Source organism: Burkholderia gladioli, assembly GCF_000959725.1.
Classification (GTDB): domain Bacteria; phylum Pseudomonadota; class Gammaproteobacteria; order Burkholderiales; family Burkholderiaceae; genus Burkholderia; species Burkholderia gladioli.
Map to the genome: position 1 here is coordinate 2,370,245 of NZ_CP009323.1, position 17,278 is coordinate 2,387,522.

15 protein-coding genes are annotated in these 17,278 nt (G+C 67.6%); 10 read left to right on the forward strand and 5 right to left on the reverse strand.

The features are described from left to right. From BM43_RS27595 to BM43_RS27625, 7 genes are all read left to right on the forward strand, one after another. Positions 1-1,239, forward strand: a complete 1,239-nt coding sequence (locus BM43_RS27595) for a glycosyltransferase family 4 protein (protein WP_036048046.1) — start codon at positions 1-3, stop codon at positions 1,237-1,239. A gap of 10 nt (positions 1,240-1,249) precedes the next feature. Beyond that, a complete protein-coding gene (locus BM43_RS27600; RefSeq protein WP_013696840.1) occupies positions 1,250-1,828 on the forward strand; it encodes an acyltransferase in 579 nt (192 codons plus the stop codon). A 137-nt stretch (positions 1,829-1,965) separates the two neighbouring features. Further along, positions 1,966-2,910 carry a glycosyltransferase family 2 protein gene (locus BM43_RS27605; protein ID WP_232484006.1) on the forward strand — a complete coding sequence of 315 codons (945 nt, stop codon included), beginning with the start codon at positions 1,966-1,968 and terminating at the stop codon, positions 2,908-2,910. 50 nt (positions 2,911-2,960) lie between these two features. Beyond that, on the forward strand, positions 2,961-3,812 hold the full coding sequence (locus BM43_RS27610) for a glycosyltransferase (protein ID WP_036048039.1): 852 nt from the start codon (positions 2,961-2,963) through the stop codon (positions 3,810-3,812). Next, positions 3,809-4,780, forward strand: a complete 972-nt coding sequence (locus tag BM43_RS27615) for an NAD-dependent epimerase/dehydratase family protein (protein ID WP_088555513.1) — start codon at positions 3,809-3,811, stop codon at positions 4,778-4,780. The genes BM43_RS27610 and BM43_RS27615 overlap by 4 nt, the downstream gene beginning before the upstream one ends. A gap of 8 nt (positions 4,781-4,788) precedes the next feature. Then, positions 4,789-5,805: an MraY family glycosyltransferase gene (locus BM43_RS27620; protein WP_042285613.1), complete on the forward strand. Its 1,017-nt coding sequence runs from the start codon at positions 4,789-4,791 to the stop codon at positions 5,803-5,805. A gap of 12 nt (positions 5,806-5,817) precedes the next feature. Then, complete coding sequence (locus tag BM43_RS27625; RefSeq protein ID WP_036048036.1) at positions 5,818-7,692, forward strand: polysaccharide biosynthesis protein; 1,875 nt, start codon at positions 5,818-5,820, stop codon at positions 7,690-7,692. Between the two features lie 97 nt (positions 7,693-7,789). Here BM43_RS27625 and BM43_RS27630 read toward each other — a convergent pair whose 3' ends face one another. The 5 genes from BM43_RS27630 to BM43_RS27650 form a co-directional block, all read right to left on the reverse strand. Next, positions 7,790-8,908, reverse strand: coding sequence for an MraY family glycosyltransferase (locus BM43_RS27630; RefSeq protein ID WP_036048034.1), 1,119 nt, complete (start codon positions 8,906-8,908; stop codon positions 7,790-7,792). Positions 8,909-9,168: 260 nt separating this feature from the next. Then, positions 9,169-10,191 carry a UDP-glucose 4-epimerase GalE gene (gene galE / locus BM43_RS27635; RefSeq protein ID WP_036048032.1) on the reverse strand — a complete coding sequence of 341 codons (1,023 nt, stop codon included), beginning with the start codon at positions 10,189-10,191 and terminating at the stop codon, positions 9,169-9,171. Positions 10,192-10,204: 13 nt separating this feature from the next. Beyond that, a complete protein-coding gene (locus BM43_RS27640) occupies positions 10,205-11,341 on the reverse strand; it encodes a glycosyltransferase family 4 protein (protein ID WP_036048031.1) in 1,137 nt (378 codons plus the stop codon). 35 nt (positions 11,342-11,376) lie between these two features. Continuing rightward, entirely contained in the window at positions 11,377-12,204 is an 828-nt protein-coding gene (locus tag BM43_RS27645; protein ID WP_036048029.1) for a glycosyltransferase, read from the reverse strand. Then, complete coding sequence (locus BM43_RS27650) at positions 12,201-13,463, reverse strand: oligosaccharide flippase family protein (RefSeq protein ID WP_036048027.1); 1,263 nt, start codon at positions 13,461-13,463, stop codon at positions 12,201-12,203. The genes BM43_RS27645 and BM43_RS27650 overlap by 4 nt, the downstream gene beginning before the upstream one ends. Positions 13,464-13,713: 250 nt before the next feature. Between BM43_RS27650 and BM43_RS27655 the strand changes: the two genes are divergently transcribed. The 3 genes from BM43_RS27655 to kdoO all read left to right on the forward strand — a co-directional run bounded on the left by BM43_RS27655 (position 13,714) and on the right by kdoO (position 17,272). Continuing rightward, complete coding sequence (locus BM43_RS27655) at positions 13,714-15,108, forward strand: phosphomannomutase/phosphoglucomutase (RefSeq protein WP_036048025.1); 1,395 nt, start codon at positions 13,714-13,716, stop codon at positions 15,106-15,108. A gap of 228 nt (positions 15,109-15,336) precedes the next feature. Further along, a complete protein-coding gene (waaC, locus tag BM43_RS27660) occupies positions 15,337-16,377 on the forward strand; it encodes a lipopolysaccharide heptosyltransferase I (RefSeq protein WP_080742154.1) in 1,041 nt (346 codons plus the stop codon). A 10-nt stretch (positions 16,378-16,387) separates the two neighbouring features. Then, positions 16,388-17,272, forward strand: a complete 885-nt coding sequence (gene kdoO / locus BM43_RS27665) for a Kdo hydroxylase KdoO (RefSeq protein ID WP_036048022.1) — start codon at positions 16,388-16,390, stop codon at positions 17,270-17,272. The last annotated feature ends 6 nt before the right edge of the window (positions 17,273-17,278 follow it).

Here is a 17,278-nt window from a genome sequence, read left to right on the forward strand (position 1 = left end):
ATGCTGCAATCCCTGTTTTCCCTGTTCCGTAAGGCGCCGCCCGAGCGTCGCCGTCGCACCGACGGAAAGCTCGGAGTGGTGATCGAGCTGGCGTCATTCGACAAGGGTGGTCTCGAGAAGGTCGTACTCGACTCGGCGATCGCCTTCGACCGTTCCCGTTTCGATGTGACGATCGTCACACCCGGCAAGGTCGGGCATCTGGGCACCGTGGCGCGCGATGCAGGCCTGCGCGTGGTCGGGCTGCCGGCCGGCAATCCGCTGTCGGCCTACGAGCGTGTGCTGGCCGAGGACGGCATTGACATCGCGATGTCGCATTTCTCGGACACAGGCTATCCGCTGTTCGAAAAGTTCCGGATTCCGAACGTCACCTATATCCACAATGTCTATGCCTTCTTCTCAGAGGCCCAGGCGCGCGCGTTCGCGGACAACGATCGCTACGTGGAACGCTACGTGTCGGTGTCGCGCAATGCGACACGCTTCGCGGTCCACAATCTCGGCGTGCCCGAAGCGAAGGTCGAGACCATCCCCAACGGCCTGATCCTGTCGGAGCACGAGGCACGCGAAAAGCTGACGCAAACGCTGACGCGCGCGGAACTCGGGCTTGCCGACACGGACTACGTGTTCGCCAACGTCGCGTCCTACAACCTGCACAAGGGCCATTATCTGATGGCCGACGCCATGCGCCACCTGCTGGCGCGTCGACGCGACGTGAAGATCCTCTGCGTCGGCAATGTCGTTTATCCGCCGCACGTCGATGCGCTGCGCGCCTATCTCGACGAGCAAGGTCTGTCCGGCCACATCCTGATGCCCGGTTACGTCGCTGATGTCGCCGCGGTCCACCGGATTGCCGACGCGTTCCTGCTGCCTTCGTTCATCGAGGGCTGGAGCATCGCGATGAACGAGGCGATGTTCTATCGCAAGCCGATGGTGCTCAGTGACACGGGTGCCTCGGCCGAAGTGATCGAGCAGGACGACATCGGCATCCTGGTGCCGAACGAATACGGCGATACCATCGAGCTGAATTCGAAGCGGCTCGACGAACTTGCCTACGCACCGCATCAGTACCGTACCGCGCCGATCCTGGCCGATGCGCTGGAGCGCATGGCGTCGAATCGCGATGAATGGCGAGAGCGCGGTGCGCGCGGCCGAGACAAGATCTACGCACACTACGACTTCACCGAGATCGTGGCCCGCTACGAGGCGTTGATCGAGGACGTGGTCCGGGCTTCGGCGCGGTGAGGGAACTGTCATGCTATCCAGGCTGAAATCGATATATCGTTTCGTCCGCTGGCGCTTCAAGCCGGCGGTATGCTTCTACCTCGGCAATCACCTGTTCATGAACTACATGCCGTACCGGGTCCGGCATGCGTTCCTGAGGCGTTTCTGCCAGGTTCGGATCGGCCATGATTCGAGCATCGCGATGGGTTGCTTCGTCACCGGATATCACATCTCGATCGGCGACAACACGGTAGTGAACCGTTATACCTATCTGGACGGCCGGGTGCCGCTGACGATCGGCAACAACGTCAACATCTCGCACTACACGCTGATCCAAACGCTCACTCACGATCCGCAGAATCCCGATTTCGTCTGCCTGTGCAAGCCGGTGGTGATCGAGGATCACGTCTGGATCGGTGCGCGCGCCATCATTTGCCCGGGGGTGCGCATCGGCGAAGGTGCCGTGATCGGTGCCGGCTCGGTGGTGACGCGCGACGTGGCGCCTTATACGATCGTCGGGGGCAATCCGGCACGCTTCATCAAGGATCGCTCCCGCGATCTGCGCTACCGGTCGCGCTACTTCCCGTTTTTCGACACGGATATTCAGTGACGGGAGTTCGCATCCGTCGGTCCGTCTCATGTCTTCACGGATGACTCATCATGTCCCTATTCCCGTTTCGCCGTCGCTCCTTCCAGGTCGCCGGCTCATTGCCCAAAAGCGTCGACGCGGCGCCGGCAGGCCTGAGCGTGCCCGACACGGGTGAACTGTCCGGCGTGACCCTGTCGGTCGTGATCCCGCTCTATAACCACGCGCGCTATATCGAGGGCGCCTTGCAGAGCGTGTTGTCGCAAAGCTCGGCCGCCGACGAAATCATCCTGATCGACGACGGTTCATCGGATGACGGTTTCGCCATCGCGCAACGCGTACTCGCGTCGATGCCCAATGCCAAGGTGTTCCGTCAGGAAAACGCCGGTGCGCACAACACCATCAATCGCGCGATCGGTATCAGCCGCGGCGAATATCTCGCGGTGCTGAATTCCGACGACGTGTTCGCGCCGGGCAAGCTCGAGCGTTGCCGGCGCGTGCTCGCCGCCGCGCCCGAGGTCGAACTGATCGCGGGCGAGATCGGCATCATGGACGATCACGGCACGCGTCTGGACAGTGGTGTGACGATCGACTGGCTGGCGCGCGCGCGCGCTTACCTCGATGAAACACGCCTGCCGCAACTCGCGCTGCTCAACGAAAATTTCGTCGGTACCACCTCGAACATGGTGTTCAGCCGTCGCCTGTGGGAGGCGGCTGGCGGCTTCCAGCCGCTGCGCTATTGCCACGATCTGGATTTTCTGATGTTCGCCTATGCACATGCGGTGGTGCATGTCGATCGTGGTCACGAACACATTGTCTACCGCGTCCACGAGCGCAATACGATCAAGGAGGATCTCGGCAAGGTACGCATCGAGATCGCGGCCGTGATTGCGCAGGCGCTCGAGATGAGTGGGCCGGCGCTGTTCTCGGCAGGCCTCGGCACTGAAGACGTCGCCGCGTTTCGTCGCTTCCTCGCCAACAAGAACCTGTCGGAGCTGGTGCTGTTCCTCCAGACCGTGGCACGTGCGTTTCCAACGCGCGCCGCCTTCTATGACTACGCGAATGAGCCGCGCCATGCCGAAGCGTTTCGTGCTGCGCTCGGCTGAGGCGGGCATCGGCCATGCCATCGCCGAATCGAGCTTGCCGAGAGGTCGGGATGACGGGGCAGCTTGAGCAGCCAGCGCCTGCAGCGGCGCACCTGAGGGTCTCGATCGTGGTCTACCGGCCCGACATGCCGGTGCTGGTGCGCACCGTCGAGCGGCTGGCCGCGGCGATCGTGCAGGCGCGCGCGAGCCGTGGTGCGCTGTCGGCCACCGTCGTGCTGGTGGACAACGGGGGCCTGGGCGAGGCCGCCGCCGGTTTGCTGCGGCGGCTCGACGAGGCAGGCATCGAGACGCGCGTGATCGCCGGACATGGCAATGTTGGCTACGGCCGAGGGCACAATCTTGCGATCGTCCCCGACGCAAGTGGGTTCCACTTGATTCTCAACCCCGATATCGATCTCGCGCCGGATGCATTGGAGCAGGCCTTCGCGTTCCTCGATGCGCACGCCGACGTCGGATTGCTGTCGCCCTATGTGGCAGGGCCGAGCGGAGCCATGGAGTATCTCTGCCGGCGCCCGCCCACGGTGCTCAGCCTGTTTGTACGTGGATTCCTGCCGGCGCGTCTGCGCGCACCGTTCGCAGCCCGCCTTGCGGACTACGAGATGCGGGATCTTGTCGACGGCGAGCATGTGCTGTTCGATCCGCCCATCGTCAGCGGCTGCTTCATGCTGTTCCGAGCCGACATCCTGGCCGCGTTGGGCGGTTTCGATCCCCGCTACTTCCTCTATTTCGAGGATTACGACCTGAGCCTGCGCACGCAGGCGCTGACACGCATCGCCTACGTGCCGTCGGTGCGCACCGCGCATTACGGTGGACAGGCGGCGCGCAAGGGTTGGCTGCATATCCGCCTGTTCGCTGCTTCGTCGTTCCGCTTCTTCACTCGCTTCGGCTGGCGGTGGTGGTGATGCGCGTCGTCGTGACCGGGGCGAATGGTTTCGTCGGGCGCTCGCTGGTGGGCACGCTCGCCGCGCAGGGCGTCGAGGTGCTGGCGCTGCTGCGTCGGCCTCAAGGCAACCTCGGCAAAGTGCAGGAGTGGCTGCATCCCGCCGCGGATTTTGCCGGATTGGGTGAGGCATCGACGCCGTTTCCCGAAGGTGTCGACGTGGTGATCCACGCGGCCGCGCGGGTGCATGTGATGCGCGAATCGGAACCGGGGCTTGCCCAACAGGCGTTCGAGGCCAGCAATGTGGACGGGGCGCTGCGTGTGGCGCGTGCCGCGCGAGAGCGGGGGGTACGCCGTCTGGTGTTCGTGAGCAGCATCAAGGCGCTGGCGGAGCGGGACGCCGGGCAGCCCCTCGATGAGCAGATGCCGCCGCATCCCGAGGATGCCTACGGACGCTCGAAATTGCTGGCCGAACGGCGATTGCGTGAGTACGGCGAGAACAGCGGCCTGGAGATCGTCATCGTACGGCCGCCACTGGTATACGGGCCCGGCGTGCGGGCGAATTTCGAGAGCATGCTGCGTGCCGTGGCACGCGGCATGCCGTTGCCGCTGGGCGCGATCGAGGCGCGGCGCAGCTTGGTCCACGTCGACAATCTTGCCGACGCGCTGGCGCGTTGCGCGCTCGATGCGCGTGCGGCCGGACGATGTTTCCACGTCGCGGACGACGATCCGATGACGATTGCCGAATTGTTGCGCGCGATCGGCCGACACCTGGACCGGCCCGTGCGTCTGCTGTCGGTTCCGGTGCCGGTGTTGCGCATGATCGGGCGCCTGAGCGGACGCGGCGCCCAGATTGACCGTCTGACGCAGAGCCTGCGCGTCAGCACTGCCTCGCTGGCCGGCACGCTCGATTGGCGGCCTCGCCTGAGCACTGAGGAGGGCCTTGCGACCACTGCCAAATGGTATCGATCCACCATGAGTCACGAGTAGAATTCCCCATGTTCCCGCTTACCTATCTGGACTGGCGCGGCGCCCTGGCGTTCGCCCTGGTCGCGGGTGCCTGCAGCACGTTGATCCTGCGGGTGCTGTTGCGCACGGGCCTTGCCTGGCGCCTCGCGACCGATATACCCAATGAACGTTCGCTGCACGAGCGGCCGACACCGCGGGTGGGCGGCTGGGGCGTGGTGCCCGTGGCGGCCACCCTGATCGTGCTGGCCGCGCCGCCTCTCGCATTGGCTGGCTGGCTGGCGCTCGGTCTGGCGGCCATGTCGCAGATCGACGATAGGCGAGGATTGCCGGCGCGGGTGAGGTTCGGCGGACACATCGTGGCGGTGATGGCACTGCTGGCCGTCTATCCGGCGCCCGTGCCGGCGTGGATGTTGCCCGCCATCGCAATCGCGCTGCTGTGGGTAATAAACCTCTACAACTTCATGGACGGAGCCGATGGACTCGCGGGTGGAATGGCGGTATGCGGCTTCGGTGCCTATACGGTCGCGACACTCGGAACGTCGGCCGCACCGACGCTCGGGGTGGCATCGGCGGTCGTGGCCGGTGCAGCCGCTGGTTTCCTGCTGCTCAATTTTCATCCCGCCAGGCTGTTCCTGGGCGATGCCGGTTCGATTCCGCTCGGTTTTCTGGCCGGTGCGCTCGGTTATTGGGGATGGCGCACCGGGACATGGAGCGCCGCATTTCCACTTATCGTATTCGGCCCCTTTATTTTCGATGCCTCTGTGACATTGTCGAAACGTTTGTTACGCGGTGAGAAATTCTGGCAGCCACATCGCGAGCATTATTATCAGCGTGTCGTCAGAATGGGAGCAGGACATATTCGCCTGGCTTGCGGCGCCTATCTGATAATGGCGGCCGGCGCCGTTGCCGGGCTGAGCTCGCTGTCACGCTCCGCGCTCACGTCCTGGCTGATCGCTTTGGCGTGGTACGCGATGCTTGGCGCGCTGGCGCTGACGATCGATGTTCGCTGGCGGCGTCATGTTCTGGCGCAATCCCAATTCCAATAAGGCTCGCTCTCCATGGTTCGACTCAAATCGTCGTGGCTCTCGCTGAGCGCGTTCCTGTTTGATCTGCTGGCTGTTGCGGGCGTCTGGCTGGTTGCCTACGTGATCCGCTTCAACGGCATGATTCCGCACGACTTCCTCGAGGGGGGCGTGCTCGCGCTCGCCTGGGTGTTGCCGGTCTACGGCCTGATGTTCTGGACCTTCGGCCTGTATCGCGGCCTCTGGGTATTCGCCAGCCTGCCGGACCTGCTGCGTATCTCGAAGGCCGTGGTCGGCGGCGGCGGCATCGTGATGGCCTGCGCGGTGATGTTCCAGCCGATGCCGATCATCCCGCGTTCCGTCCTGCTGCTTTCACCCATGCTGCTGTTCCTGATCATGGGCGGCGCCCGCGCGCTCTACCGCGCCACCAAGGAGTTCTACCGCTACGGCGGCCTGGTCGGCCAGGGCAAGCCGGTGCTGGTGCTGGGCGCGGGCGGCGCGGGCGCGAGCCTGGCCCGCGAGCTGTCGCGTTCCGGCGAATGGCGCTTGGTCGGCCTGCTCGACGACGAGCCGGCCAAGCGCGGCCGCGAGGTCTATGGCTACAAGGTGCTCGGTCCGATCACCGAACTCGCCCACTGGGCCGAGCTCACCAAGGCCGAGCACGTGATCATCGCGATGCCGTCCGCCTCGGTCGAGGTGCAGCGCCGCGTGGCCACGCTGTGCGTGCGCGCCGGCGTCAACGCGATGGTGCTGCCGTCGTTGACCACCATGCCGCAAGGCCAGGGCATGCTCTCGCAGGTACGCCAGATCGACCTGGAGGACCTGCTTGGCCGCGACGAGGTGAGCATCGACACCCCTCACGTCGATGCCTTGCTGCATGACCGCGTGGTGATGGTGACCGGCGCCGGCGGCTCGATCGGCTCCGAGCTGTGCCGCCAGATCCTGAAATTCTCCCCGGCGCAACTGATTGCATTCGACCTGTCCGAATATGCGATCTACCGCCTGACCGAGGACCTGCGCGAACGCTTCCCCGCCAGCCACGTGGTGCCGATCATCGGCGATGCCAAGGATTCGCTGCTGCTCGATCACGTGATGGCCAGCCACACGCCGCACATCGTGTTCCATGCGGCCGCCTACAAGCACGTGCCGCTGATGGAGGAACTGAACGCCTGGCAGGCGCTGCGCAACAACGTGCTCGGCACCTATCGCGTGGCGCGCGCGGCGATCCGGCATGGCGTGCGCCACTTCGTGCTCATCTCGACCGACAAGGCCGTCAACCCGACCAACGTGATGGGTGCCAGCAAGCGCCTGGCCGAGATGGCCTGCCAGGCGCTGCAGCAGACCAGCCCGAACACGCAGTTCGAGACCGTGCGCTTCGGCAACGTGCTGGGCAGCGCCGGCAGCGTGATCCCGAAGTTCCAGCAGCAGATCGCCAAGGGCGGCCCGGTGACGGTCACCCATCCCGAGATCACGCGCTTCTTCATGACCATCCCGGAAGCCTCGCAACTGGTGCTGCAGGCCTCGAGCATGGGGCAGGGCGGCGAGATCTTCATCCTCGACATGGGCAAGCCGGTGCGCATCGTCGACCTGGCGCGCGACCTGATCCGTCTCTACGGCTTCGACGAGGATCAGATCCGCATCCAGTTCACCGGCCTGCGTCCTGGCGAGAAGCTCTACGAGGAACTGCTCGCCGACGACGAGACCACCACCCGCACGCCGCATCCGAAGCTGCGCACGGCGAAGGCGCGCGAGGTGCCCGACAACCTGCTCGACGAGTTGCTGCCCTGGCTGATGCAGCACCGCGTGCTCGGCGACGACGAGGTGCGCCGCGACCTGCGCCGCTGGGTGCCGGAGTACCAGCCGGCCGTCAAGCCGACCTTGCAGAGCGTGCCGGGGCGGGCAAAGGCCTGAAACCCTGAAGCTCCGAAGCCCGCGGCGAACATGCCGTCGATGCGCAAAAACGAAAGGCGTCCAGTGGACGCCTTTTTTCATGGCCGCGCGCGGCGCCTCAATGGCGATGCTGCTGCCGCGCGCGCGTCTTGCGCACCACCATCCAGCGCGGCGCGCGAAAGCGCACGATGCTGACGTAGAGCCACACGTAGGTGAAGGCGAACACCAGCACGAAGGCGAACAGGTGCACCGTGTGCCGCCAGAACAGCGTGGCCGGGATCACCGCGATCAGGCACAGCAGCCACAGGTAGGGCGAGGTCAGCGAATTGCGGCGCGTCAGCTCGTGCGCGACCTGGGTGCCGACGGCCCAGCGCATCAGGCGCTTGTAGACCAGCATGTGCAGGTGCACGCCGTCGGGGATGCCGGGCGAGATGCCGCGGATGAACTTCTTCCGGTAGATCGAGAAGCAGGTCTCGAAGATCGGGTACATGAACAGCAGCACCGGGTACCAGGCCGATACCTCGCGATGCCGCATCACCAGCAGGATCGCCAGTTCGCCGAGCATGAAGCCGATGAAGTAGGCGCCGCCGTCGCCGAGGAAGATCAGGCCGGCGGGGAAGTTCCAGATGAAGAAGCCCATGATCGCGCCCATCATCAGCAGCGAGGCCGACAGCACCACCGGCTCGCCCACCTGGAAGGCCACGTAGGCCAGCGAGGCCAGCATCATGAAGGCGACCATCGAGGCCAGGCCGTTGAAGCCGTCGATGATGTTGACGGCATTGGCGAGCGCGGCCACCGCCAGCACCGTCACCACCGCCGAGACCGCCGTGTAGCCGAGCAGGAAATCGAGCGGCGGCACGCTGATGCGCGTGATCGCCACGCCCACCGCGCCGAACGCGATCGCGGCGGCGGCCATGGTGCAGAGCAGGCGCGCGCGCGGCGAGACCTTCTTGGTCAGGTCCTCGATCAGTCCCGAGGCGAAGGCCGGGATGCCGCAGGCGGCCAGCCCGGCGATGCTGCCGGCCACGGTCGGATAGCGCAGCGCGAGCGGGATGCAGCCGATCAGCAGGCCCGCGACGATGCCGAGGCCGCCGACGCGCGGCACCGGATGGGCGTGGAATTTCTGCACGCCGGCGAGATCGCTGTCGATCGAGAATTTCTCGTGCAGGTGCGCATAACGGATGATGAGCAGCGTGACGAGCAGGGAGGCGACGAACGCAACGGCGAAGCTGAGCATGGACGGGCCGGAAAACGGGACAGCGGATTATACCGGAGCCGGGTTCGTCCCAGAAGGCGGGCGAGGCGGGTATTTCCCTTGCCGGACAAGGACTTGCGAGAGGCCTTGCGGCGCCGCGGCAAGGCTTTCGAAGCGGCTGCGGCGGCGAGCCGCGCCGAGCGGCGGCAGGTGCGTCGCGCGTGCCGCCGAGGCTTGCCGGCCGGGAAAGCGACAAGGCCCCGCCGGGGCGGGGCCTTGCCGGATCGATCCGCCGCCGGGCCTCAGGCGAAGCCGCGCGGATTGCGCTCCTGCCAGCGCCAGTGGTCGGCGCACATGCGCTCGATGTCGTACTCGGCCTGCCAGCCGATCAGCTCGGCGGCGCGCGCCGGGTTGGCGTAGCACTCGGCCACGTCGCCGGGGCGGCGCGCCACCAGCTCGTAGGGCACCGGCCGGCCGCTGGCCGTCTCGAAGGCCTTGACGATGTCGAGCACGCTGTAGCCGCGCCCGGTGCCGAGGTTGACCACGAAGCTGGCGTCGCGCCGGCGCAGCGCGTCGAGCGCCTTCAGGTGGCCGCGCGCCAGGTCGACCACGTGGATGTAGTCGCGCACGCCGGTGCCGTCGTGGGTCGGGTAGTCGTTGCCGAACACGCGCAGCTTCTCGAGCTTGCCGACGGCGACCTGGGCCACATAGGGCATCAGGTTGTTCGGCAGGCCGGCCGGGTCCTCGCCGATCAGCCCGCTCTCGTGCGCGCCGACCGGATTGAAGTAGCGCAGCGTGGCGATGCGCCACGACGGATCGGAGATCTCGAGGTCGCGCAGGATCTGCTCGGCCATCAGCTTGGTCTGGCCATAGGGATTGGTGGCCGACAACGGGAACGACTCGTCGATCGGCGAGCGCTCGGGCACGCCGTAGACGGTGGCCGAGGAGCTGAACACGACGTGCTTGACCTGGCGCTCGCGCATCACCTTGAGCAGGGCCAGCAGGCTGTCGAGGTTGTTGCGGTAGTACTCGATGGGCTTGGCGACCGATTCGCCGACCGCCTTGAGCGCGGCGAAGTGGATCGCGGCGGTGATCGGATGCGCGTCGAACACGCGGGCCAGCGCGGCTTCGTCGCAGGCGTCGACCTGGTGGAAGGCCGGCGCGCGGCCGGCGATCCTGGCGATCCGGTCGACGGCCTCGCGCTTGCTGTTGACCAGGTTGTCGACGATCACCACGTCGTAGCCGGCGCCGAGCAGTTCGACGGCCGTATGCGAGCCGATGAAGCCCGCGCCGCCCGTCACCAGAATCGTGCCCTTGTCGCTCATTGTCATGCCCTCCTCAGAGTGCCGTGCCTGTCAGCGCACGGATGGTTTGTCGATAGCGCTCGACGACGTTCGCCTCGTCGAATTCGCGCAGTACCTTCTGGCGGCCGCGCTCGCCCATCGCGCGGCGAGCCTCGGCCGGCATGTCGAGCATGGCGGCCATCTTACCGGCCAGGCTCGCGCTGTCGCGCGCGGTGCAGAGCAGGCCGGTCTCGCCGTCGTCCACCACGTCGCGGCAGCCCGGCACGTCGGTGGCGACGATCGGCCGGCACATCGCCGAGGCCTCCATCAGCGTGCGCGGCACGCCCTCGCGATACGAGGGCAGCACCACGCAGTCGGTCGCCGCGATGTGCGGGCGGACGTCGTGCGCCTCGCCGAGATAGTCGATCACGCCCTCGCGCACCCATTCGTCCAGGTAGGTCTTCGATACCGCGCTGGGGTTGTCGACGCCGACCGGGCCGAGCAGGGCGAAGCGCGCCTGCGGATAACGCGCCTTGAGCGCTCGCGCGGCGTCGACGTACTCGCGCACGCCCTTGTCCCACAGCAGCCGGCCGATCAGCACGAACTGGAAGCCGTCGCGCTCGGGCAGCGGGGCGGGCGCGAACTGCTCGATATCGACGCCCTCGCCGTGCAGCAGCCGCGCGCGATCGGGATGCGCGAGCAGGCGGCCGGCCTCGAAGGTGGCGAGGTCGTCGCGGTTCAGGAACCAGACTTCGCGCGGGAAGCGGAACGCGAAACGGTAGAGCAGCTTGGCGATGCTGGCGGCGCGGCTCTCGCGGATGAATACGTAGCCCAGGCCCGTGGTGACGGCCACCGAGGGCACGCGCGCGAGCCAGGCCGCGATCGAGCCGTAGATGTTCGGCTTGATCGTGTAGTGGAACACCAGGTGCGGGCGCAGCTCGCGATAGTGGCGGCGCATCGCGGCCAGCATGCGCAGGTCCTCGAGCGGATCGGTGCCCTTGGAGGCGACGCGCAGCTCGAGATAGCGGCAGCCCATCGCCTCGAGCGGCTCGACCGTGCGATCGCGCGGGGCCAGCACGATGACCTCGGCGCCGCTGGCGACCAGCATGCGGATCAGGCCTTGACGATAGGTGTAAATCGCCCAGGCGGTGTTGCAGACCAGGACGATGCGCAGCGCGGAAACAGGACTCATGTCGAAGCAGTGGACGGGAAGCGGGACGAAGCGCGTCAGGCCGGCGGGCGCTGCGCGAACGAACGGCGTTTCAGCTTGTGCAGCAGCGAATACGGCGTCACGAGATGAAGCAGGTACTTGGCGAGGCCGCCCCAGTCATACGGGTTGCGCGCATCGAAGTAGCGCAGCACCAGCGCGAGCGTCGAGCGGATCTGCCGGCGCCGCCGGGTGGCGCTGATGCCCCCTTCGTTCAGTTCGTAATATAGGCCGAGTTCGGGCAGGTTCGCGCAATCGTAGCGTTCCATTAAGCGCAAAAAAATGTCCAGGTCCTCGGCGGCCGGATATTTGATCCGATAGTTGCCGACCTCCAGTACTCGCTGGATATCGAGCATCACCGAGGGATGGACCAGCGGCGAACGCAGGAAGCGGGTGCGGCGCAGCCGGGCCGGATCGGCCGGCGGCGTCAGCATGAACAGCGGGCGGCCGTCGCGCGACACCACCTGGGTCCAGGTGCCGACACAGGCCACGCGCGGATGGGCGGCCAGGAACGCGCGTTGCTTGGCCAGGCGCCCCGGCACCGCCAGGTCGCCCGCGTCGAGCCGGGCCGCGTAGCGGAAACCGCGCGCGGCCAGCGCCTCGATGCCGGCCGCCAGCGCGCGCTCGATGCCGCCGTTGCGCGGCATGCGCAGCACCTCGATGTCGAGCCCCGCGCGCGGCGCCGGCGCGATCGGCGGCGTGCTGCCGTCGTCGACCACCAGCACGTGCACGGGCGCGGTTTCGGCCAGCGAGGCGAGGCTGCGCTCCAGGTCGTGGTGGCCGTTGTAGGCCGGGATCAGCACCGCGACCTCGTCGAGGGCGCCGGCGGGGGCGAGGGAGGAGCTCATGTGCGCAGCTTCAGGCGGATGTAGGTGAAATTGACCGCGGCGGCGGCCAGGTAGCCGGCGGCCAGGCCGACCAGGGCGCCGTACAGGCCGAGCGCGGGGATCGCGATGGCGTTGGCGATGGCCGCCACGGCCAGCGCCAGCAGCCACTTGGCCAGCAGCACGAACCTGGCCTGGAACTTCAGCACCACCAGGTTGCCGATCGCCTCGACGCCGGCCGGCACCGAGAGCCAGACCGCCCAGCGGAAGATCGAGACCGACTGCTCGTAGCCGGGGCCGAACACGCGGCCGATGATCAGCGGCGCGAGCAGGTCGAGCACGGCGGCGCCGCCGATCATCAGCGCGCTGGTCATGGCGATCAGGCGCCAGACGTTGCGGCGCAGCCGCGGCAGCTCCGAGACGCGGTAGACGAAGGCCGGCGCGATGGTCTGGGCGAGCAGCAGGGCCAGCGTGATCCAGTTCTCGTTCAACTGCTGGGCGGCGGCGTAGCGACCCAGCTCGGCGAACGAGACGTGCCGCTCCAGCATCAGGCGGTCGAGCTTGAGGAACAGGTACATGCAGACCAGGCCGATCCAGAACACCGTGCCGGCCGAGGCGAAATGCCGGAACAGCGGCGCTTCCACGCGCCAGCCGAGCCGGCCGCCGTGGCGGCGCCGGTAATAGAGCATCAGCGCCAGCGCGATCGCGCCGGCCTCGAGCGCCCACAGCCAGCCGTAGCTGGCCGGCGCGGCGGCCGCGCGCACCAGCAGCCACACCAGCAGGGCCTTGCCGAGCGCGGCGAACATGCTCGCGATCAACTGCGGCTTGCTGTAGGTCATGCTCTGCAGCCAGGCGTTGATCACGCCGACGAAGGGCTCGCGCAGCACCAGGGTCACCGCCAGCCCCGCCAGCATCGCGCCGACCAGCGGATCGACCAGGCCCGCCGCGATGCCGGCCCAGGTCAGCGCGAGCGCGACGATCGACACGGAAAAGCGCAGCGCGAAGGCGCTGCCGAGCACCGAGCCGAGTTCGGCCGGGGCGCGCTGCACGATGGTCGGCACCAGGATCTCGGCGCCGCAGACCCAGGTCAGCGGCGCCAGCACCAGCAGCAGCGTGTTCGCGTACTGCCACTTGCCGAAGGCGTCGGGGCCCAGCGCGCGGGCCAGCAGGCCGCTGATCACGATCGCGACGCCGATCTGCGTGAGACGCTCCAGGCCCAGCCAGGCCAGGTTGGCGGCGGCCCGGGCGACATCGGGGTTGGCGATGCGCGTAAGCTTCAGCATGAAAAAAATCGAAAAAAAAGGGCTCGGCGCCGATCCGCGGCCGCCGCGCCGATTTTCTAATTTGCGGCGCTGCAACCGGCACGCATTAGAATGGGCGGCTCGTGGGCGATGCCTGCCGCACCGACCGGGCGGGTCGAAACCAGCGATTATAAGTTGTCCGGGTCCGAACCCGACATTCGCGCAGGACGCGCCACCCGGCCGGCGTGCGAGGCCGCGGCACCCTTTTCCATGTACGACAGAGAGTGAATCGATGATTTCCCAATCCATCTTCAAGGCGTACGACATTCGTGGCGTGATCGGCAAGACGCTCGATGCCTCGGTCGCCCGCTCGATCGGGCAGGCCTTCGGCAGCGAGGTGCGCGCCCAGGGCGGCGACGCGGTGGTGGTCGCGCGCGACGGCCGGCTGTCCGGCCCGGAACTGATTGCTGCGCTGGCCGACGGGCTGCGCGCGGCCGGCGTGGACGTGGTCGACGTCGGCATGGTGCCGACCCCGGTCGGCTATTTCGCGGCCAGCGTGCCGCTGCCGCTGGCCAGCGGCGAGCGCCGCGTGGATTCCTGCATCGTGGTGACCGGCAGCCACAATCCACCCGACTACAACGGCTTCAAGATGGTGCTGCGCGGCGCGGCGATCTACGGCGAGCAGATCCAGGCGCTGTACCGCCGCATCGTCGCCCAGGATTACGCCGAGGGCAGCGGCAGCTACCAGCAGCACGACGTGGCCGATGCCTACCTGCAGCGCATCGTCGGCGACATCAAGCTGGCGCGCCCGCTGAAGATCGTGGTCGACACCGGCAACGGCGTGGCCGGCGAACTGGCGCCGCGCCTGTTCAAGGCGCTCGGCTGCGAGCTGGTCGAGCTGTTCACCGAGATCGACGGCAACTTCCCGAACCACCACCCGGACCCGGCGCATCCCGAGAACCTGCAGGACGTGATCCGCGCGCTGAAGGAAACCGACGCCGAGATCGGCTTCGCCTTCGACGGCGACGGCGATCGCCTCGGCGTGGTCACCAAGGACGGCCAGATCATCTACCCGGATCGCCAGATGATGCTGTTCGCCGAGGAAGTGCTGTCGCGCAACCCGGGCGCGCAGATCATCTACGACGTCAAGTGCACCCGCAACCTGGCGCCGTGGATCCGCGAGAAGGGCGGCGAGCCGCTGATGTGGAAGACCGGCCATTCGCTGGTGAAGGCCAAGCTGCGCGAGACCGGCGCGCCGCTGGCCGGCGAGATGAGCGGCCACGTGTTCTTCAAGGATCGCTGGTACGGCTTCGACGATGGTCTCTACACCGGCGCGCGCCTGCTCGAGATCCTCGCGCGGGTGGCCGATCCGAGCGCGCTGCTCAACGGCCTGCCGAACGCCGAATCGACCCCGGAGCTGCAGCTCAAGCTCGAGGAAGGCGAGAACGTCGCGCTGATCGAGAAGCTGCGCCAGGACGCCAAGTTCGAGGGCGCCGACGAGGTCATCACGATCGACGGCCTGCGCGTCGAGTATCCCGACGGCTTCGGCCTGGCGCGTTCCTCGAACACCACGCCGGTGGTGGTGCTGCGTTTCGAGGCGAATTCGGCCGACGCGCTGGAGCGCATCAAGGGCGAATTCCGCCGCGCGCTGACGGCCGCCAAGCCCGACGCGAAGCTGCCGTTCTGAGGCCGCGAGGCCTGGCGGGCCATGAACGGCCGGCCGGGCCGAGGGCCTGGCCTTGCGCGACGACGCGCCGGCAGGTCCGGCGCGTTGTTCCGTCGGGCTTGCCGGCGCCGCGCGCGACCCCGGGCCTCCCGCCCGCCATGTCCGCCGGCGCCGCGCTCGACGGCCCCGGCCGCCGCATGTCCCCTCCCGCCGCTCCCGTTTACGGGATAAGCCCGCCGACGCGATAAAATCGCGTCTTTTGGTCTGTACCGGCCTTTCGTCGGTTTTTTCAGCGTGCAAAAAATTCTGATCGTGCGCGTCTCGTCGCTCGGCGACGTCGTGCACAACATGCCGGTGATCGCCGACATCCACCGGCGCCACCCGGATGCCCAGATCGACTGGCTCGTCGAGGAGGGCTTCGTCGAGCTGGTGAAGCTGGTGCACGGCGTGCGCAAGGTGCTGCCGTTCTCGCTGCGGCGCTGGCGCAAGTCGCTCGGCAGCGCGCGGACCTGGCGCGAGATCCGTGCGTTTCGCCGGCAGATCGCCGACGAGCATTACGACCTGGTGATCGACTGCCAGGGGCTGATCAAGAGCGCCTGGGTGGCGAGCTGGGCGCGCGGCCCGCTGACCGGCCTGGCCAACCGCACCGACGGCGCCGGCTACGAGTGGCCGGTGCGCTTCTTCTACCGCCGCCGCGTGCCGATCGCGCCGCGCACCCACGTGGTCGAGCGCACGCGCCAACTGGTGGCCGCGGCGCTGGGCGATCCGGCGCCGTCGCCCGACGACGCGCTCGATTTCGGTCTTGACACGCATCAGGCGGCGCGCGCGCTGGCGGCTGCCGACCTGAATCTTCCGGTACCGTACGTGGTCTTCGTCCACGCGACGTCGCGCGCCGACAAGCAATGGCCCGACGCCGCCTGGATCGAGCTCGGCCAGGCGCTGGTGCGGCGTGGCGCGTCGCTGGTGCTGCCCTGGGGCAGCGAGGCCGAACGCGCCACCAGCGAGCGGCTGGCCAGGGAGTTCGGCGCGGCCGCGATCGTGCCGCCCAGGCTGTCGCTGCCTGCCGTGGTGGGGCTGGTCGACGGCGCGGCGGCCACGGTCGGTGTCGACACCGGCCTCGTGCACATCGCGGCGGCGCTCAAGCGCCCGACGGTCGAACTGTACAATTTCGCCACCGCATGGCGCACGGGCGGCTACTGGTCGCCGAACGTCGTCAATCTCGGCACGGCCGGCGCGCCGCCCTCGCTGTCCCAGGTGAAGGGCGCGCTCGCGTCGTTCGGCCTCCTGTAACGGTGCGATCATGAGCGAATCCCAGATCCTCGAAGTCCTCTCGGCCGACTGGCACGGGCAGCAACTGTCGATGCCGCGCGAGCAGTTGCTCGCCGCCGTCGAGACCGGCAAGGTGCTGTATTTCCCGAACCTGCGCTTCGCCATCGAGGGCGGCGAGGAAGCCCTGCTCGACCCGGCGCTGGCCGATCCCAAGCGCAAGAACATCAGCCTCGCGCCGAACGGCGGCGCGGTGGCGGGCGTGCTCGGCGACGCGGTCACGCAGTCGGCCGTGCGCGCGCTGGTGGCGCGCTACCAGCAGCAGGCGGCCTCGCTGGTCGACGGCCTGTTCCCCGAGTATCGCGGCCGCATGCGCGTGGCGCCCACCAGCCTGCGGCTGCGCCAGGTCGAGACGCGCGAGAGCTCCTGGCGCAAGGACGACAGCCGCCTGCACGTCGATGCCTTTCCCTCGCGGCCGAACTACGGCGAGCGGATCCTGCGCGTGTTCAGCAACGTCAACCCGGCCGGCGTGCCGCGCGTGTGGCGCGTCGGCGAGCCGTTCGAGGACGTCGCCCGGCGCTTTCTGCCGGGGATTCGCTCGCAGTTGCCGGGCGCGGCCTGGCTGCTGGAGTTGCTGCACGTCACCAAGTCCAGGCGCAGCGCCTACGATCACCTGATGCTGCACCTGCACGACGCGATGAAGGCCGACCTGGCCTACCAGCGGGATTGCCCGCAGCAGACCATGCCGTTCCCGCCCGGCAGCGTCTGGATCTGCTTCTCGGACCAGACGTCCCATGCCGTCATGTCGGGCCAGTTCATGATGGAACAGACCTTTTTCCTGCCGGTCGAGGCGATGGCGCGGCCGGATCGCGCGCCGCTCGGCATCCTCGAGCGGCTGCAGCAGCGCGCGCTCGTCTGAGCAGGG